This window comes from Roseovarius maritimus (genome assembly GCF_043355895.2).
Taxonomy (GTDB): domain Bacteria; phylum Pseudomonadota; class Alphaproteobacteria; order Rhodobacterales; family Rhodobacteraceae; genus Roseovarius; species Roseovarius maritimus.
In genome coordinates, this window is the sequence record NZ_JBHFPF020000006.1 from 106,006 (window position 1) to 123,853 (window position 17,848).

Consider the following 17,848-nt stretch of genomic DNA (forward strand, 5'->3'; position numbering starts at 1 on the left):
CTGATTGGATGGAATTCGGTATTGTCGAGTTGTCACGACTGCAATTTGCCGTGACGGTAATGTATCATTTTCTCTTCGTGCCGCTGACGCTGGGTCTGTCAATCCTCGTGGCGATCATGGAGACGGTCTATGTCATGACAAACCGCCCGATCTGGCGGCAGATGACCAAGTTCTGGGGGCTGCTCTTCGGGATCAACTTCGTTCTCGGTGTCGCCACGGGCATCACGATGGAGTTCCAGTTCGGCATGAACTGGAGCTATTACAGCCATTATGTCGGCGACATCTTTGGCGCGCCCTTGGCGATCGAAGGACTGATGGCCTTCTTTCTCGAGGCGACCTTCGTCGGCCTTTTCTTCTTTGGATGGGACAAGCTGAGCAAGGTCGCGCACCTGGTCGTCGCCTGGCTGGTTGCCATCGGCTCCAACTTCTCGGCGCTGTGGATCCTGATCGCCAATGGCTGGATGCAGAACCCGGTGGGCGCCGAATTCAATCCGATGACCATGCGCATGGAGATGACCGATTTCTTTGCCGTCATCTTCAACGAGGTGGCGCAGGCCAAATTCGTGCATACCGTCTCGGCGGGCTATGTCACGGCCTCGGTCTTTGTCATCGGTGTCTCGGCCTGGTACCTGCTGCGCAGTCGCCATACCGAACTGGCGCGCCGGTCGATCACCGTTGCGGCGGCCTTCGGCCTCGCCTCGGCGTTTTCCGTGGTCTTGCTGGGCGACGAATCCGGTTACTCGGCCACACATAGCCAAAAGATGAAGCTGGCCGCCATCGAGGCGATGTGGGAGACGCATGACGCCCCTGCGCCCTTCAACCTTGTCGGCATCCCCGACCAGGAGGCGCGCGAGACGCATTACGCCATCGAGATCCCTTGGGCCATGGGCCTGATCGGAACGCGGTCGCTGACCACGGAAATTCCGGGTATCAACGATCTGGTCGCCACCTCCGAGGAGCGTATCCGCTCGGGCATGATCGCCTATGAGGCGCTGATGGAGGTGCGGGCCAACCGCGACGCGACCGATCCCGCCGTCATGGCGACGTTCGAGGAGCATTCCGCCGATCTGGGTTATGCCTTCCTGTTGAAGAGGTATGTCGAGAACCCGGTGGACGCGACCGAGGATCAGATCAAGGCGGCGGCGAATGACACGGTGCCCATGGTCTGGCCGCTTTTCTGGGCGTTCCGCATCATGGTGGCGCTTGGCTTCGGCTTTATCGCGACGATGGGGTATTTCTTCTACCGCGCCTCGTTCAAGGGCATGAACTTTCCGCGGCCCGCGTTGCATCTGGCGGTCTGGATGATCCCGGCCCCGTGGATCGCCGCCGAGCTGGGCTGGTTCGTGGCCGAGTTCGGGCGCCAGCCCTGGACCGTGGACGGTGTCCTGCCCACGGCCATGTCGGTCAGCGCCCTGTCGATGACCGAAGTGGCGCTGACGCTGGCGGGCTTCGTGATCTTCTACACGATCCTCTTCATCGTCGAGATGGGCCTCATGCTGAAATACATCCGCAAGGGTCCGTATCAGGATGTCGAGGAAACGGACGCCTGGAGAGACCGCCACCACAAACGCCTGGCCGGCGGGCACAATGCCGATTCCATCGCAACCCCTGCGGAGTAAGAGCTATGATTCTACACGACTTTATGGATTACGAGACCTTGCGTGTGATCTGGTGGGGCCTCTTGGGCGTGCTGCTGATCGGCTTTGCCCTGACGGACGGATTCGACATGGGGGTAGGGGCGCTTCTGCCCTTCGTTGGCAAGACGGATGTCGAGCGGCGCATCACCATCAATACGGTCGGCCCCGTCTGGGAGGGCAACCAGGTGTGGTTCATCCTCGGGGGCGGCGCGATCTTTGCCGCCTGGCCGCCGCTCTACGCGGTCAGCTTCTCCGGCTTTTACCTTGCGATGTTCGTCATCCTTGCGGCGCTCATCGTGCGGCCCGTGGCATTCAAGTATCGCTCCAAGCGGGATGATGTGCGCTGGCGCAGCACGTGGGACTGGGCGCTCTTCGCCAGTGGCGCGGTGCCTGCCCTATTGTTCGGCGTGGCCGTGGGCAACGTGATCCAGGGCGTTCCGTTCCACTTCACCGATGATCTGCACACCATCTACGAGGGTGCGTGGTACATGAAATTCATCGGCTTGCTCGATCCCTTCTCGATCCTTGCGGGCCTGGTGTCGCTGTCGATGCTGATCATGCATGGCGGCGCGTGGCTGACCCTGAAGGCCGAAGGGCCGGTGCAGATCCGTGCCCGCGCCATCGGATCGCTCGCCGCGCTGGTCGCGGTCGGGGGCTATGTTCTGGCGGGGCTATGGCTGGCCTTCGGCATCGAGGGCTTTGCCATCGTCGGCAGCTATGTGACGGATGGCCCGTCCAACCCGCTGCATTTCGAGGTCGCGCGGTCGGCAAGCTGGCTGACGGCCTATACCGACCGCCCGTGGATCGCCATTGCGCCGATCATGGGCATCATGGGCGGGCTGCTGACCTTCATGGGCCTGCGTGCCGGGCGCGAGGTGTCGACGCTGCTTTTCTCCAAGATGGCGATCCTTGGCGTGATCTCTTCGGTGGGCCTGACGATGTTCCCGTTCATCATGCCCAGTTCCAGCGATCCGCGCTCGTCGCTGACCGTCTGGAACAGCTCGTCCTCGCACCTGACGCTCTTTGTCATGCTGGTGGCCACGGCGATCTTCATGCCGCTGATCCTGATGTACACCGCCTGGGTCTACAAGGTGCTGTGGGGCAAGGTCACCGATGCCGATGTGTCTGAAAACTCCGACTCTGTTTACTAAGGAAAGGAAATTCCGATGTGGTATTTTGCCTGGATTCTCGGCCTTCCGCTGGCCGCCATCTTTGCGGTGATGAACGCCATGTGGCTTGAGCTGAAAGAGGATGAGCGCGTCATGGCCAAGGGGTCTGCCAGCCCGGCTAGGCCGCCGCGCGACTGAGCCGGGTTGCGGGCGGCAGGTCTTGCTTGCCGCCCTGCGCCTTGCAAACATCAAAAAGGTCTCACTATGTCCGTCATATCGCCCAATCTGGCATCATCCTCCCGGCTGTCCCATTACCCGGTAACCTTCTTTGCCATCAGCATGGGGATGATGGGTCTGACGCTGGCGCTGCGCGCGGCCGAGCGGGCCTTCGGGCTGGCGCATGGTATCTCGCAGGGCGCATTGGTTTTGTCGGTCGCCTTGCTGCTGGCCGTTACGGCGGGCTATCTGGCCAAGGCGCTGCGCTACCCGGCCGAGGTGGCAGCCGAATGGCATCACCCGGTCCGCATCGCCTTCTTTCCGGCAATTTCGATCTCGCTTTTGCTGCTCGCGACGGCGCTTCTGGATATCGCGCCTACCCTGGCCGCGCCGCTATGGCTTTTTGCCACGCTGCTGCAGGGCGGTCTGGCGCTGGCGGTGATCTCGGCCTGGATCGGGCACCGCTCGTTTCAGACGGGGATGATGACGCCCGCCTGGTTCATTCCGGCGGTGGGCAATGTCATCGTCCCGCTGGCGGGCGCACGACTTGGCTATATCGAACTGTCGTGGCTCTTCTTTTCGGGCGGGCTGATCTTCTGGATCGTGCTGCTGACGATGGTGATGAACCGGCTGATGTTTCACGACCCCCTGCCGGGCAAGATGGTGCCGACGCTGACGATCCTCGTCGCGCCTCCGGCTGTGGCCTTCACGGCCTGGATGGGCCTTGCGGGCGCTCCGGGGTTTTTCGGGCAGTTCCTGCTCAATGCGGCCTATGTCTTTGCCCTTATCGTGGTGACGCAAGCGGCCAAGCTGCGCAAACTCCCCTTCACGCTATCATGGTGGGCGCTGTCCTTTCCGCTGGCCGCGCTGGCGATCGCCAGTTTCGGCTACGCCGGTGCGGCGGGGTCAGAGGTGCATAAATGGATCGGCGCGGGCCTTCTGGCACTGCTGATCGCCGTTGTGGCCGCGCTGATCCTGCGTACTGCCACTGCGATGCGGGCGGGTGCGATCTGCGTGCCCGATTAGGCGGGCGCGTTTGCCGCAGTTGGCCTTTGCCGATATCCGGTTCGACGCTGGCCATCGACTTTCGCACTGAATGTGGTCAGGCTCCGCAACCGTGCGACGTCAAAGGGGAAACACGCATCATGAGGGCCGATCTTACCGCAGGCATTGCATGGCCTCGATCAAAGCATGCCATCTGCAGGTTGAGCACCAGCCGCGCCCGTGCCGGCTGAGCCCAAACGCATATCTCCGATGCACATCGTCCCCTCATATCGCCGTGACGCCAGATCCCTTCTGGTGCTGGGCATGCCGCTGATCGGCAGTCATCTGGCGCAGATGGCGATCCATCTGACGGATTCCGTCATGCTGGGCTGGTACGGGGTCGAGGCGCTGGCGGCGCAGGTTCTGGCGCATACTTTCTTCTTCCTTTTCTTCATCATCGGTTCTGGCTTCGCCTTTGCCGTGATGCCCATGGTGGCCACTGCCGTTGCCGAAGGGGACGAGCGGCAGGTCAGGCGCATCACCCGGATGGGCGCCTGGGCATCGCTGGGCTTTGCCGCGCTTGTCCTGCCCTTCATGATCGGCTCGGAGGCGATTTTCCTGAAGTTGGATCAGAACCCGCAGACCTCGGCGCTGGCGGGCGAGTATCTGGCGATTGCGGGCGCGTCGATCATACCGGCGCTGATGGTGATGGTGCTGAAATCCTATCTTGCCGCGCTTGAGCGCACGCAAGTGGTACTGTGGCTGACGCTGGCGGGGGTCGCGCTCAATGCGCTGATCAATTACGCGCTGATTTTCGGCAATCTGGGCATGCCCGAGATGGGCGTCCGCGGCGCCGCCATCGCATCGCTGGGCGTGACCACCGTTACGATGATCGCGCTGGGCGTATATGTGGCGCTCGCGACGCCCGAACATGCGATTTTCGTGCGCGTCTGGCGCCCCGACTGGGAGGCCCTGCGCGAGGTTTTCCGCCTCGGCTGGCCCATCGGGATCACCAATCTGGCCGAAACGGGCCTTTTCGCCGCCTCGTCCGTGATGATGGGCTGGCTGGGAACGGTGGCATTGGCGGCGCACGGTATCGCGCTTCAGCTGGTGTCCGTTGCATTCATGATCCATCTGGGCCTGTCGAATGCCGCGACAGTGCGCGCGGGGCAGGCCTACGGGCGGCGCGACAAGGGCGCGCTGCGTTCGGGCGCGGTGGTGGCCGTGGGGCTGTCCGGGGCGTTCGCGCTGCTGACGGTCCTGGCCTTCATCGGCATTCCAGAGACCCTCATGTCCGGCTTTCTGGGGCCCGATGATCCGGACCGCGGGGCGGTGATGGCCATGGGTACGGGCCTTCTGGTTGCGGCGGCACTCTTTCAGTTGGCGGATGCGGGGCAGGTCATGGCGCTGGGCCTTTTGCGGGCCGTGCGGGATACGCGGGCGCCCATGGTCATTGCGGCGGTCAGCTATTGGGGGATTGGCATCCCGGCCAGCTATCTGTTCGGTTTTCCCTTGGGGCTGGGCGGGGTCGGCGTCTGGGTGGGGCTGGCGATCGGACTTGCCGCGGCATCGCTGCTGCTTGGCATCCGGTTCTGGCGCTGGACGGGCCGGTGGCTGATCTGAGTGCGCTTACGTATCGCCCAGCAGGCGGTCGGCTTTCTTGCGCACCAGAACGGTGCGCAGATCATGCATCGCCAGCAAGAGCGCGTCGGTGACAGCCTCCAGCTGTTCATCCGTGGCCTTCGATTGCACCCAATGCGCGGTAGTGTTGAGGTAGTCGACAGCGCGGTGGATATCGTCGATATCGCGATATTCCAGCAGTTCCAGCCGCTCGGCCATCCACTCGTTGATGACGGCGGTGTCTTCTGCGGTCAGCTCACGCTCGCCATGGGGCTTGATCTCGCCCTTGCGGATATTGACCACCGCGATCTGATCGAGATCGATCCGGCGCTGCCGGTTCTCGGTGTCGACGCGGAACACGAAGGCGCCGTTTTCGCGCACCCTGAAATAGTAATCAGGCAGCTCTCCGGCCATGGTCCGCGTCTCCTTCCGGGTCGATCAGCTCAGGCTCTTGCAGAAGTCCTGTATTCGTGTGCAGGCCTCTTTCAGCGCCTCGTCGGAGGTAGCGTAGCTGACGCGGAAGTTGGGTGACAGACCAAATGCCGCGCCAAAGACCACGGCGACACCCTTGGCCTCCAGGAGTTCAGTGGCGAAGACCTCGTCATCGGTGATCTTGGTACCGCTGGGCGCTGTCTTGCCGATGCAGCCATTGATGGACGGATAGACGTAGAACGCGCCCTCGGGCATGGGGCATTCGATCCCTTCGGCCTCGTTCAGCATCGAGACGACCAGATCGCGGCGGCGCTGGAAGATCTCGTTATGCTTCGGAATAAAATCCTGCGTGCCATTCAGCGCCTCGACCGCCGCCCACTGGCTGATCGAACAGGGGTTCGACGTGCTCTGGCTCTGGATCTTGCCCATTGCCTTGATGATCTGCTCCGGCCCCGCAGCATAGCCGATGCGCCAGCCGGTCATCGCGTAGGCTTTGGAGACGCCATTGCAGGTCAGCGTTCGGTCATAGAGCTTGGGCTCGACTTGGGCCGGGGTACAGAACTCGTAGTCGCCGAACACGAGATGCTCATACATATCGTCGGTCATCACCAGCACCTGGGGGTGGCGCAGCAGTACATCGGTCAGTGCCTTCAACTCGTCCCAGGTATAGCCCGCGCCGGTCGGATTGGACGGCGAGTTGAAGATGAACCACTTGGTCTTGTCAGTGATCGCGGCCTCCAGCTGATCTGCCGTGATCTTGTAGGCGGTATCCATGCCCGCCTCGACAAACACAGGCTCGCCGCCCGCCAGCAGGACCATGTCGGGGTAGCTGACCCAATAGGGCGCGGGGATGATCACCTCGTCGCCCGGATTCAGCGTGGCCATGAGCGCGTTGTAGAGGATCTGCTTGCCGCCCGTGCCGACGCTCACCTGCGCGGGGGTATAATCGAGATCGTTGTCGCGCTTGAACTTGGCGCAGATTGCCTTTTTCAGCTCGGGGATGCCATCGGGGGCGGTGTAGCGCGTCTTGCCCTCGTCGATGGCCCGCTTGCCCGCGTCACGGATGTTCTCGGGCGTGTCGAAATCCGGCTCACCGGCGCCAAGGCCGATCACGTCGCGCCCGGCCTCCTTCAGCTCGCGCGCCTTGGTGCTGACGGCGATGGTGGGCGAGGGCTTCACGCGCGACAATGTCGCGGACAGGGTGATCATGTCGTTCTCCGGATTTGAAAGTTGCGCGTCGCTGTTCTAGGTTGCCCAGCAAGACGGATCAAGTGTGATCACGGCAACAGGCAGGGAGATGACGAGAATGGATGACGACACCGCCGAGAAGTGGTTCGACCCCGACGCGACAACATTTGGCGATCGTCTGGCTGGTGCGCGAGAGCTGGCGAACATGACACAGGCGCAGCTGGCCAAGCGGCTGGGCGTCAAGAAAAAGACGCTCGACGATTGGGAGAACGACTTGCGCGGCCCGCGCGCGATGCGCCTGTCGATGTTGGCCGGTCTTTTGAACGTGTCGCTTCTGTGGCTGCTGACTGGGGATGGCGACGGGCCGGGCGAGCCGGGCGAGGCAACCAGCTATGTGCGCGGTAGTCATCAGCTGCTCGATGAAATCCGCGCGATTTCCGCCCAGATGAAGCTGAACGCCGAGCGGCTGGCCCGCGTCGAGGAGGAGCTTCATGAATTGCTGAGGGATGAAGATGCCGGAGACGCGTGAGATCCGCCTGCGCCGGCTGACCATGCGCTCGATGCGGCGGGGCATCCGCGAGATGGACATCCTTCTGATGCGCTACTCGCGTGCCCGGCTGGAAGGCCTGAGCGACGATCAGCTTGACCTCTATGACGCATTGCTGGAGGAAAACGATCAGGACCTTTATCAATGGGTCAGCGGTCAGGTGGCGCCGCCCGCGCAGTATGGCGTGATGATCGAAGATATCGCGTCGGTCCCCGATACCGCCTGATCGGCGCGGTTTTCGGGAAATGCATCGCATTTTATCGGTAAAAGCGTTTTATGGGCGCTGTTTAACCGATTGTTCGGCAATTTGGGTCAGTTTCTTTCTCGAGCAGGTTATGCACGGAGAAAGAAATGAGCATGCACAAATCCATGGCGCCCGCCGCCCATGACCAGGGCTTCATGTCCGGATATCTTGATGCGCTGTCGCTGGTCGAACGGCTGCACCGTCTGCTGCTGGACGTGATCAAGGACGAATTCGAACGTGTCGGCGTTCTCGATATCAACGCCGTTCAGGCGCTGCTTTTGTTCAATATCGGCGATCATGAGGTGACGGCGGGCGAGTTGAAATCGCGCGGGTATTACCAGGGCAGCAATGTCAGCTACAATCTCAAGAAGCTGGTCGAGATGGAGTACATGCACCACCAGCGATGCGAGATCGACCGCCGCTCGGTCCGGGTGCGCCTGACCCAGAAGGGCAGGGAGATTCGCGATGTGGTGACAGAACTGTTCGGCCGCCATGCAGAAGGGCTGCAATCGAATGGCGTCTTGGGCGCGGACGGGATCGACCAGATCGCTGGATCGCTGCGCCGGGTCGAGCGATACTGGGCCGATCAGATCCGCTATATCTACTGAGCGGGCGGCGTTCCTGCCAAGGACAGCGCGGCGGGCCGCAGCTCGCGCAGGAGCTTGCGAGTCATCGCCGCCTCGAAATCGCTGAAATCCTGCGCGGTCTCGGCAAACGCGCCAGGGCCGCGCAGAACATGGGTTATGTAGTGATCCAGGAGGGTGCGGGTATAGGTCAGGTCCTTAGTGACATTGTCCCGCCCGCCCGGGTTGACCACCAGCGCATTGACGGTGATGCCCGCGCCTGGGTCCATCAGGGTCATCTGCGGCGGGGGGCCCGAGTTGGACGGCCCGTCGCCGGAAATATCGAGTGTATGCTGCCAGCAGTCGCCACGCCGCTGCAGCAACGCGCCACCATAGTGCATCGCGGCACCAAGCGCCGTATAGGGGTCTTCGAAGCGCATATTGGCGCGGCGGAGGACCTGCGCGGCGGCCGCCACATCCCCAGGTCCGTGCAAGTCGGTCCAGTTCAGCAGCAACCTCTGCTGATCCTCCGCGCCCCATTGGTAAACGGCGAGCGCGACATGAGCGCCGGGCATGGCGAAAAGCGCCGCTTGTACCTCTTTATCCGTAAGCGCGTTTGCGACCCCGTCCAGTTGCAACCGGTACTCGGCAGCATCGACCGATCCGGAGACGTCCAGCCCCAGCGCCAGCGCAAGGCGGCAGGCCGCCTCCGCAGGATGAGCCAGCAGTCCGAGGTATAGCACGGCGGCTGCAACCCTATCCATGCGGCGACAGGCGCGGCTCATATACGCCGCCCAACATCATGTCATTGATTTCGCGAAACAGCTTGCGCGTCATCGCAGCGCGAAAATCTTTGAACCCTGCGGCAAGTTCGACAAAGGCGCCGGGTCCGCGCACCACCTCGCCGCGGTAGAACGCCTCGACTTCGGGATCGTCCCCAAGAATGACCAGCCCGTTCACCTGCACGTCCCGCAAGGGAAAGTGTCGATACGCTTCCTGCGGGCCATAACCGTAATTGTTGATGCCATCGCCCGAGATGTCGATCACACGGCGACCGCAATCGGGCCCTTTGCGCAAAAGGGACGAGGCATAGCCCAGCGCCTGCCCGACCGATGTGGGAAAGCCCTCATAGCTGCGGGTGATGTTGCCAAGGACCAGCACCGCGCGGTCTATGTCGGCATGGCTCGCCAGGAGGCTCCAATCCAGATGCATCTGCTGCTGGAACCGGCCCGACCATTCAAACACCGCGAGTGCCACAGCACCGCCCTGACCGCGCAGGATGGCATCCCGCACATCCGGAGCGTCCAGTGCGGCCGCAAGGCCAAGCCGCTGCAAATCGTATTCGTCGGCATCGACCGACGCTGAGACGTCCAGCGCCAGAACCAGCGCCAAGCGGCAGGAGGTCTGCCCCGCCGCCGGTACCGCCCAGAGCGCCGTAGCCGCAGTCAGGGCTGCGGCCATGCGGCGCGCCGTAGACGGGATCCTTACCAATGCCCCGTGTTTTCCATGCTGGCCCAAGGCTCGGCCTTCTCCAGCGCGTCCCCCGCCTGAAGCAACTCGATCGATATGTTGTCGGGGCTGCGCACGAAGGCCATATGCCCGTCGCGCGGCGGGCGATTGATGGTCACGCCGTTGTCCATCAGGTGCTGGCACATCTCGTAGATATCGTCGACGCGGTAGGCCAGATGGCCGAAATGGCGGCTGTCATCGGGCAGCTTGTCATCGCCATCCCAGTTATAAGTCAGCTCGACCGGGCACTCATCCTGCCCCTCGGGCGCCATGAAAACAAGGGTGAATCGGCCGCCCTCATTTTCCATGCGCCGCGTCTCGCGCAGGCCCAGAAGCTGGAAAAAGGCCATGGTCTTCTCCAGATCCTTCACCCGGACCATCGTGTGCAGATAGCGTATCGTCATTTTTGCGCTCCCAATTCATGAAACTCGCAGCTTATCCTAGTGGGATATTGCCACGCGTCCACCAGCCTTTAATTTGGTGCGATCTGTGGCTAGACAGAAACCTGACCGACTCACGCAAACAGTCCCGCGCCAAGGAACCCGCACATGCCCCTCACCCCCGAGCAGACAGCCGAAATCGAGGCGCAGCGCGCCGAGCCGCAGTCCACCCTGCGCGCCACCGCGCATGGGATGGAGGCGCATCTTTACACCGCCTACCCGGTGCTGGATCATGGCTTTGTCCGGGTGATCGACTACATGGGCGACGATGCCGCCATCACGCAGGCCGCGCGCGTCAGCTATGGCAAGGGCACGAAATCGGTGCAGAACGACGAGGGGCTGATCCGCTATCTCATGCGGCACTGGCATTCGACGCCCTTCGAGATGTGCGAGATCAAGCTGCATGTGAAGCTACCCGTCTTTGTCGCGCGCCAGTGGATCCGCCACCGCACCGCCAACGTCAACGAATACTCGGCCCGTTATTCGATCCTGGACCGCGAGTTCTATATCCCCGCGCCTGATGCGCTGAATGCGCAATCGGTGGTCAACAATCAGGGCCGGGGCGAGGTGTTGGAAGGGGACGAGGCGCAGCGCGTGCTGAAATTCTTGCAGGACGACGCGATGCGCGCCTATGACCATTACGAGGAGATGATCTCGACCGAGGGGCAGCAGGGCCTCGCGCGCGAGCTGGCCCGCATGAACCTGCCCGCCAATATCTATACGCAGTGGTATTGGAAGGTGGATCTGCACAACCTCCTGCACTTCCTGCGCCTGCGCGCGGACAGCCACGCCCAGTACGAAATCCGCGTCTATGCCGAGGAGATCTGCAAGATCGTCGCCGACTGGGTGCCGTTTGCCTACCGCGCCTTCGACGATTACCGCATGGGCGGCGCGCAGCTCTCGGCGACCGCGCTGGATTGCGTGCGCCGGATGATCAAGGGCGAAGAGGTAACGCAGGAGAATTCCGGCATGAGCAAGGGGGAGTGGCGGGAGTTTGAGGGGGTTATTGGAGAAAAATCCTGATCGAATTGCGTAAGCTGGTTGGTTTTGTTGATGGGGGCTCGGTAGGGCGTTTGGATAATGATTTCTCTGATTTAGAGAAGGCTTCGCAGCATGCGTGGGTTGATCCGACTACGCTTGATGATGTGCAAAAAGACCAGATTGGCAGTGTTTACCGGAAGATGTGATAGAGCAAAACAGAGGATCTGCGCCAAAACGCGAGAGTGGCTTGAACAAGCTGCAAAAAGTTCTGGCTGCGTGCGATGAGCTACTTAAAAATGAATCATGTGATAGGCCAGGCTGGCTTAGGTTGCAGTATATTCTTACAAAGTTTCCTGCATGTTTATACGCCCTGCGAGCGAGTGGCAGTAATTTAGGGATTTTTAAGCTATATGAAAATCACTCATCGATACGTACTTAAAGCGCTGAACATAGTATTGGCAGATGACAACCTTATCGTTATCCGCAACGAAGGAGGCCTGGCAAGCCAAATCGGATTTTGGGCTCTTGGCTATGAGTTCACTCTATTAGGCTATAAAGTTAAGTTTGACAATTCTTGGTTTAAATCAAACGGCTTGGATATAAATGGACTGTTTCCAAGGAATCTGGATTTTCCCAAAGCGTTTCCATCCCTTCAGATGGTCGAAGCATCGAAATTTGAAAGGTTCGCGCTTAAGAAGATCAACAACTTCAGGGAAGGGGATTTTGATGATCTTGTCGTGCCAGCGTATCTTGGCGGATTTTATGACCGCTGGGCGCTGGTTCAAAAACACCAAGAACATTTGTACGAGAGCTTTTCGCCCGATGACGCTTATTTTACAGAAACAGACTTGAAGGTTCTAACGCAGATAAACCAAAATGAGAGTGCGTGCGGTGTGCATGTTCGTCGAGGAGACCTTGCAAAAGACCATCAGCACTATGGGAAATCTTTGAGCGAAGATTACTTTATAAGGGCGATTGATGAAATCTGATCCAGATTTGAGAATCCATGCTTTTATTTTTTTTCAGATGAACCGGAATGGATAAAATCAAATATCATCAGAAAGCTGGGGCCTGACATTTCTCATGTTGTTATGGACAACAATGGTTCGGACCGAGGCTTTGTGGACTTGTACCTTTTGGCCCGATGCCGTTCATTTATCAGCTCGCAGGGGGCTTATGGCAAATACGCCAGGGTATTGGGGGACCCATCCCGCCTAATTATTGAGCCAAGCTCTTACGCTCTTTTTGACAATAGTGACGAAAATGTGATTGTGCTGCAGGTCTAAAAGGGAGTCACCATCAATTTTCCCGAGCACCTGTGCCTATTGCCTCGAAATAAGGCCGATAACCGGATCAAATTTTATGCCCCATCTACGCGGGATTGGAGGAGCTAAAGGCTTTTCCTGAAGTCCCGCCGCCGACCTCGTGTCGATTGCAGACGCGTCGCGCAAGAAGATATTCGAAACATAGTAAATTGAAGCTATCAGTTTCCAGCACACCTAGCGTAGCTTATTTTCGCTCCAGCCATCCACCCACAACATCCACGAACGCCCGCGGCTCTTCTGCATGCAGCCAATGCCCCGCGCCTTTCAGCGTCATGAACCGTGCCTTGGGGAAGAGCGGCTTGATCACCTCGCGGTGCTCGGGCAGCACGTAATCCGACTGTTCGCCCGACAGGAACAGGGCCGGGCCGTCATAGTGGCCCGAGACCTCGGGAAAGCTCATGATCTTGAGCATCTCGGCGGCCAGCACGTCCAAATTCAGCCGCCAGCGGCGCTTGGCCACGTCCAGCGATTGGAGGAAAAACGGCACCAGCTCGGGGTTGTCCACCACCGCCTCCAAGAGGGGCGCGGCGTCGCTGCGGCGCTCGACGCCCGAGAGGTCCACCGATTTCATCGCGTCGATATAGGGCAGCTGGCTGTGCTCATACGTCACGGGCGCGATGTCGGCCACGATCAGGCGGTTCACCAGGTCGGGCTGCGTCAGGGCCAATACCATCGCCGCCTTGCCGCCCATCGAATGGCCCAGCACGTCGACCGGGCCATCCTCGGCCTCGATCACCTCGGCCAGATCGGCGGCCATGTCCGGGTAATTGTGGGAGTCCTGCCACGCGCTGTCCCCGTGGTTGCGCATGTCCACGGCAATGACGCGGCGCGCGTCCGACAGGCGTTTGGCGATTACGCCCCAGTTGCGGGCCGAGCCGTAGAGGCCGTGCGCGATCAGAAGGGTGGGGGCATCCGTTCGGGCGCCATGTTCGACAATGTTCAACATGGCCCCTGCTTAGCGCGCCCGCCTGCGCCGTTCCAGCCCTATTGAGCGGCTATTGAGCATGGCCCGCGCCGCCTGTAGGCTCGCGCGCGAACAGGAGCCCGGCATGGTCGATTCCACGACATTTCAAAATGATATCAACACGGCGTCAGAAAAGCTGCGCAGTCGTCTGGGCGCGCGGGGGGCAACATTGGCCAAGCAGCTCAAGCGCGCGGGCCGCGCCTTGCCCAAATCCGCGCGCGCCGGGGGTCGCAGGCTGGTCGAATTGCAGAAGATGATGGCGCATCCCCGGCTGCGCCGCCTTGTGCGCGCCGAGGATGCCACGGCCGCGCTGGCCGCGCTGAACGCCCCGCTCGACCAGGTCGACGTCAAGGAGAGGCGCAAGGACCGGCTGTTGCACTTTGCGGGCAGCTTGGTGGGCAACCTTTTGCTGCTGTTGCTGCTGCTAGTGGCCCTGTTGCGCTGGCGCGGACTGATCTGAAACGCAAAACGGCGCCGCTACCTGCGGCGCCGCATTTGTCCAAGTCCCGGCCTTAAAGGTTGGGGTAAAGCGGGAAGCGTTCGCACATTTCTGCAACTTCGCGGCGCACCTTGGCCTCGACCTCCTCATTGCCGTCGGCGCCATTCGCGGCCAGACCATCGACAACCCGGGTAATCCAGTCGCCGATCTGGCGGAACTCAGCCTCCTTGAAGCCGCGCGTCGTGCCCGCCGGGCTGCCAAGGCGCAGCCCGCTGGTTACGGTCGGCTTTTCGGGATCAAACGGCACGCCATTCTTGTTGCAGGTGATATGCGCGCGACCCAGCGCGGCATCCGCCACGTTGCCCTTGACGCCCTTGGGGCGCAGATCGACAAGCATCAGATGCGTGTCCGTGCCGCCGGTGACGATATCCAGCCCGCCTTTCATCAGCTGATCGGCCAGCGCCTGAGCGTTCTTGATCACCTGCTGGATATAGCCCTTGAAGGACGGATCCAGCGCTTCGCCAAAGGCGACGGCCTTGCCGGCGATCACATGCATCAGCGGGCCGCCCTGAATGCCGGGGAAGATGGCGCTGTTGAACTTCTTGGCCAGCGCCTCGTCATCGGTCAGGATCATGCCGCCACGCGGGCCGCGCAGCGTCTTGTGCGTAGTGGTGGTAGCGACATGCGCATGCGGGAAGGGCGAGGGGTATTCGCCCGCCGCGATCAGCCCCGCAAAATGGGCCACATCCGCGAGCACATAGGCCCCGACCATATCCGCGATCTCGCGGATGCGCTTGAAGTCCAGCTGGCGCGGGATGGCGCTGCCGCCTGCGATGATCATCTTGGGCTTGTGCTCTTTCGCCAGCTCTTCCATCTGGTCGTAATCCACGTCCAGAGTGTCGCGGCGCACGCCGTATTGCACCGCGTTGAACCACTTGCCGGACTGGTTGGGCGCCGCGCCGTGGGTCAGGTGCCCGCCTGCGTCGAGGCTCATGCCAAGAATGGTATCACCCGGCGTCAGCAGCGCCTGCATCACACCCTGATTGGCCTGGCTGCCCGAATTGGGCTGCACATTGGCAAAACCGCAGCCGAAAAGCTTGCACGCCCGCTCGATCGCCAGGTTCTCGGCCACATCGACATACTGGCATCCGCCGTAATAGCGCCGCCCCGGATAGCCTTCGGCGTATTTGTTCGTCATGACGGAGCCTTGGGCCTCCATCACGGCCGCCGAGACGATATTCTCGGACGCGATCAGTTCGATCTCACTGCGCTGGCGGCCCAGCTCGTTCGTGATCGACGCGTAAAGCTCGGGGTCGCGATCCGAGAGGGACTGGGTGAAGAAACCGGAATCGGACATATGGGGTGGCTCCCTTGGATTGAACAGCGTTGCCGATTGGCGTAGCGGAAAGCCTGCCTCATTGTAAGAAGGGAATGCGACTATTTCCCGTAGCGATGCGGCAGCGCTGGCAGAGCGGCGCAAACTGTGGTGTCATCGGCGGCATGATCGAAATCAGGGACATTCCAGCATGACAGACTGCCATAGATGACGCGCAAGATTGCCTTTCTGGCCAGTGATGCAGCGATGGCGCTTGCCGCGCGCAAGGCGCTGATCACGCGCTATGGCGACACCCCCGAGGAGGAGGCGGACGTGATCGTGGCGCTGGGCGGCGATGGCTTCATGCTGTCCACATTGCATCGGACGCAAGAGCTGGACGTGCCGGTCTATGGCATGAACCGCGGCACCGTCGGCTTCTTGATGAACGAATACGGCGAGACGGACCTGATGGAGCGGCTGGAGGCGGCGGGCGAGGAGGTGATCAACCCCCTCTCGATGCGCGCCGAATCCGCAGATGGCACGCTTCACCATGCGCTGGCCATCAACGAGGTGTCGCTTTTGAGGGGCGGTCCGCAGGCGGCGCAGCTGCGCATCTCGGTCGACGGGCTGGTCCGGCTCGAAGAGCTGGTCTGCGACGGTGCGCTGGTATCGACGCCAGCCGGCTCCACAGCCTATAACTACAGCGCGCATGGCCCGATCCTGCCCATCGGCGCAGAGGTGCTGGCGCTGACCGCAGTCGCGGCCTTCCGCCCCCGCCGCTGGCGCGGCGCGCTGCTGCCCAAGGCTGCCGTGGTGCGTTTCGACATTTGCGAGCCCGACAAGAGGCCGGTGATGGCGGTGGCCGACAGCCGCTCGGTCGAGAATGTCCTCTGGGTCGAGATCCGGTCCGAACCCAGCATCGGCCACCGGATTCTATTCGATCCGGGCCATGGCTTGGAAGAGCGTCTGCTGCGCGAGCAGTTTGTCTGAAAATGCCGCAGCAGGCAGGGAACCATGCGCCCGCCAGCCCGTTACCATCCCAGTAGCGGCGCGGGCATGACCCCGCCGGGGAATTCACACCCGAAAGGAGTTCAGACATGAATTGGGATACCATCAAGGGCAATTGGAAACAGCTGACCGGCGAAGCCAAAGCGAACTGGGGCAAGCTGACCGATGACGACGTACAAGAGGCCGCAGGCGAACGTGAAAAGCTCGTCGGCAAGGTTCAGGAACGCTACGGCGTTGCCAAGGACGAGGCCGAACGCCAGGTAGATGAGTTCGCGGCCAAGCACTAAGGCTCGAACCCTACTCAGATCAGTGTCATGATCGAAAGAGGTGGTCCCAGGCGGGGCCACCTTTTTTAATTGTCTACCATTGGCGTGGCGAAGGTCTGAGACAGGCACCCAAGGCATTTTCTTGGCAAAATACTCATGACTCTTGGACTGTTCTCGGGGCGTGGCCAATGCTGTATGAGAAGCCAGCGGTGCCTTTTACTGCTCCCGCAGCTGCACTAATCTGCGCCCATGATCATCTCGCCAGGCCGTAATTATATCTTCGTCCATATCCCCAAGACCGGGGGCACCTCGCTGGCCACGGCGCTCGAGATGCGCGCGATGCGGGACGATATCCTGATCGGAGACACACCCAAGGCCCGGCGGCGGCGGGGCCGTCTCAAGGGGCTCGGCGCGGCGGGCCGCCTTTGGAAGCACTCTAGACTGGACGACATCTCCGGGGTCATGCCGCCCGAATGGATGTCTCAGGCCCTTGTCTTTACGCTTGTGCGCAATCCGTGGGACCGGATGGTCAGCTACTATCACTGGCTGCGTTTGCAGCGGTTCGATCACCCGGCAGTCCGGACGGCGCAGAGCCATGATTTCCCTACGTTTCTAGGCGTACCAGATATGCAGGCGTCGATCCGATCGCACCCGTATGGGCGCTATGTCCGGCGCGGCCAGGGGGAAAGCGCGCCCTTGTACATCCGGCTCGAAGCGTTCGAGACCGACGCCGCGCCGCTTTGGGATCACCTCGGCTTCCGGCAGAACCTGCCGCATCTCAACGCGTCGCCGCGCGCAAGGGATTACCGGCATTATTATGACGACACGACGCGGCGCTGCGTCGGCTCCCTCTGCCGCGAGGATGTCGAGCGGTTCGGATACCGGTTCTAGGCGGATGCGTCCGAAGGGTAACAGCGGGCGGAAGAAAGGCTGATTGTCCACCGAGAGGCGATACGGCCGCGGCCTGATCATGTTTTAGGCGATAATTTTCCGGCAACGGTGTATAATTGATGCTTCGCTGCGCGTAGTTGGGTGTTGCGATGTTCTTTGACGGGATTGAC

Annotated in this window: 21 protein-coding genes; 14 read left to right on the forward strand and 7 right to left on the reverse strand. The window is 61.2% G+C overall.

What is annotated here, in order from left to right; genetic code table 11:
* The first annotated feature begins 8 nt into the window (after positions 1-8).
* The 5 genes from ACEWPM_RS12530 to ACEWPM_RS12550 all read left to right on the forward strand — a co-directional run bounded on the left by ACEWPM_RS12530 (position 9) and on the right by ACEWPM_RS12550 (position 5,569).
* The gene (locus ACEWPM_RS12530; protein ID WP_393962543.1) at positions 9-1,619 is read left to right on the forward strand and encodes a cytochrome ubiquinol oxidase subunit I; all 1,611 of its coding nucleotides are present in this window, start codon (positions 9-11) and stop codon (positions 1,617-1,619) included.
* A 5-nt stretch (positions 1,620-1,624) separates the two neighbouring features.
* On the forward strand, positions 1,625-2,788 hold the full coding sequence (gene cydB / locus ACEWPM_RS12535; protein ID WP_393962542.1) for a cytochrome d ubiquinol oxidase subunit II: 1,164 nt from the start codon (positions 1,625-1,627) through the stop codon (positions 2,786-2,788).
* Positions 2,789-2,803: 15 nt separating this feature from the next.
* Positions 2,804-2,944 (forward strand): cytochrome bd-I oxidase subunit CydX, encoded by a 141-nt coding sequence (gene cydX / locus ACEWPM_RS12540; RefSeq protein WP_393962541.1) that lies wholly within the window; start codon positions 2,804-2,806, stop codon positions 2,942-2,944.
* A 66-nt stretch (positions 2,945-3,010) separates the two neighbouring features.
* A complete protein-coding gene (locus tag ACEWPM_RS12545) occupies positions 3,011-3,988 on the forward strand; it encodes an SLAC1 anion channel family protein (RefSeq protein WP_393962540.1) in 978 nt (325 codons plus the stop codon).
* A gap of 228 nt (positions 3,989-4,216) precedes the next feature.
* A complete protein-coding gene (locus ACEWPM_RS12550) occupies positions 4,217-5,569 on the forward strand; it encodes an MATE family efflux transporter (RefSeq protein ID WP_393962539.1) in 1,353 nt (450 codons plus the stop codon).
* 6 nt (positions 5,570-5,575) lie between these two features.
* Here the strand turns inward: ACEWPM_RS12550 and ACEWPM_RS12555 are convergent, their stop codons facing one another.
* Complete coding sequence (locus tag ACEWPM_RS12555; protein WP_393962538.1) at positions 5,576-5,980, reverse strand: hypothetical protein; 405 nt, start codon at positions 5,978-5,980, stop codon at positions 5,576-5,578.
* Between the two features lie 24 nt (positions 5,981-6,004).
* Positions 6,005-7,207: a pyridoxal phosphate-dependent aminotransferase gene (locus ACEWPM_RS12560; protein WP_393962537.1), complete on the reverse strand. Its 1,203-nt coding sequence runs from the start codon at positions 7,205-7,207 to the stop codon at positions 6,005-6,007.
* A 97-nt stretch (positions 7,208-7,304) separates the two neighbouring features.
* On the opposite strand from ACEWPM_RS12560, the gene ACEWPM_RS12565 reads away from it, so the two are divergent.
* The 3 genes from ACEWPM_RS12565 (at position 7,305) to ACEWPM_RS12575 (ending at position 8,585) form a co-directional block, all read left to right on the forward strand.
* Entirely contained in the window at positions 7,305-7,715 is a 411-nt protein-coding gene (locus ACEWPM_RS12565; RefSeq protein ID WP_393962536.1) for a helix-turn-helix domain-containing protein, read from the forward strand.
* Positions 7,699-7,959, forward strand: a complete 261-nt coding sequence (locus ACEWPM_RS12570; RefSeq protein WP_393962535.1) for a succinate dehydrogenase assembly factor 2 — start codon at positions 7,699-7,701, stop codon at positions 7,957-7,959. Before ACEWPM_RS12565 ends, ACEWPM_RS12570 begins: the two co-directional genes overlap by 17 nt.
* Positions 7,960-8,084: 125 nt before the next feature.
* Positions 8,085-8,585, forward strand: coding sequence for a MarR family winged helix-turn-helix transcriptional regulator (locus ACEWPM_RS12575; RefSeq protein ID WP_393962534.1), 501 nt, complete (start codon positions 8,085-8,087; stop codon positions 8,583-8,585).
* On the opposite strand, the gene ACEWPM_RS12580 is transcribed toward ACEWPM_RS12575, so the two are convergent.
* From ACEWPM_RS12580 to ACEWPM_RS12590, 3 genes are read right to left on the reverse strand one after another with little or no spacing between them, the layout of a single operon-like run.
* On the reverse strand, positions 8,579-9,325 hold the full coding sequence (locus tag ACEWPM_RS12580; protein ID WP_393962533.1) for a DUF1194 domain-containing protein: 747 nt from the start codon (positions 9,323-9,325) through the stop codon (positions 8,579-8,581). The two genes, ACEWPM_RS12575 and ACEWPM_RS12580, sit on opposite strands and share 7 nt — an antisense overlap.
* Entirely contained in the window at positions 9,297-10,001 is a 705-nt protein-coding gene (locus tag ACEWPM_RS12585) for a DUF1194 domain-containing protein (protein ID WP_393962532.1), read from the reverse strand. The genes ACEWPM_RS12580 and ACEWPM_RS12585 overlap by 29 nt, the downstream gene beginning before the upstream one ends.
* Before the next feature lie 23 nt (positions 10,002-10,024).
* A complete protein-coding gene (locus ACEWPM_RS12590; RefSeq protein ID WP_393962531.1) occupies positions 10,025-10,453 on the reverse strand; it encodes a VOC family protein in 429 nt (142 codons plus the stop codon).
* A gap of 144 nt (positions 10,454-10,597) precedes the next feature.
* Here ACEWPM_RS12590 and thyX point away from each other — a divergent pair, with 144 nt between their 5' ends.
* Both thyX and ACEWPM_RS12600 read left to right on the forward strand, forming a co-directional pair.
* Positions 10,598-11,512: an FAD-dependent thymidylate synthase gene (gene thyX, locus ACEWPM_RS12595; protein ID WP_393962530.1), complete on the forward strand. Its 915-nt coding sequence runs from the start codon at positions 10,598-10,600 to the stop codon at positions 11,510-11,512.
* Positions 11,513-11,880: 368 nt separating this feature from the next.
* Complete coding sequence (locus tag ACEWPM_RS12600) at positions 11,881-12,459, forward strand: O-fucosyltransferase family protein (protein ID WP_393962529.1); 579 nt, start codon at positions 11,881-11,883, stop codon at positions 12,457-12,459.
* A gap of 520 nt (positions 12,460-12,979) precedes the next feature.
* Here ACEWPM_RS12600 and ACEWPM_RS12605 read toward each other — a convergent pair.
* Positions 12,980-13,741, reverse strand: coding sequence for an alpha/beta fold hydrolase (locus ACEWPM_RS12605; RefSeq protein WP_393962528.1), 762 nt, complete (start codon positions 13,739-13,741; stop codon positions 12,980-12,982).
* 103 nt (positions 13,742-13,844) lie between these two features.
* On the opposite strand from ACEWPM_RS12605, the gene ACEWPM_RS12610 reads away from it, so the two are divergent.
* Positions 13,845-14,219 carry a hypothetical protein gene (locus tag ACEWPM_RS12610; protein ID WP_393962527.1) on the forward strand — a complete coding sequence of 125 codons (375 nt, stop codon included), beginning with the start codon at positions 13,845-13,847 and terminating at the stop codon, positions 14,217-14,219.
* 52 nt (positions 14,220-14,271) lie between these two features.
* On the opposite strand, the gene glyA is transcribed toward ACEWPM_RS12610, so the two are convergent.
* Positions 14,272-15,555: a serine hydroxymethyltransferase gene (gene glyA, locus ACEWPM_RS12615; RefSeq protein WP_393962526.1), complete on the reverse strand. Its 1,284-nt coding sequence runs from the start codon at positions 15,553-15,555 to the stop codon at positions 14,272-14,274.
* Between the two features lie 186 nt (positions 15,556-15,741).
* Here glyA and ACEWPM_RS12620 point away from each other — a divergent pair, with 186 nt between their 5' ends.
* The 3 genes from ACEWPM_RS12620 (at position 15,742) to ACEWPM_RS12630 (ending at position 17,678) form a co-directional block, all read left to right on the forward strand.
* Positions 15,742-16,503: an NAD kinase gene (locus ACEWPM_RS12620; RefSeq protein WP_393962525.1), complete on the forward strand. Its 762-nt coding sequence runs from the start codon at positions 15,742-15,744 to the stop codon at positions 16,501-16,503.
* Between the two features lie 107 nt (positions 16,504-16,610).
* Positions 16,611-16,808, forward strand: coding sequence for a CsbD family protein (locus ACEWPM_RS12625; RefSeq protein ID WP_393962524.1), 198 nt, complete (start codon positions 16,611-16,613; stop codon positions 16,806-16,808).
* A 228-nt stretch (positions 16,809-17,036) separates the two neighbouring features.
* Entirely contained in the window at positions 17,037-17,678 is a 642-nt protein-coding gene (locus tag ACEWPM_RS12630) for a sulfotransferase family 2 domain-containing protein (protein WP_393962523.1), read from the forward strand.
* The last annotated feature ends 170 nt before the right edge of the window (positions 17,679-17,848 follow it).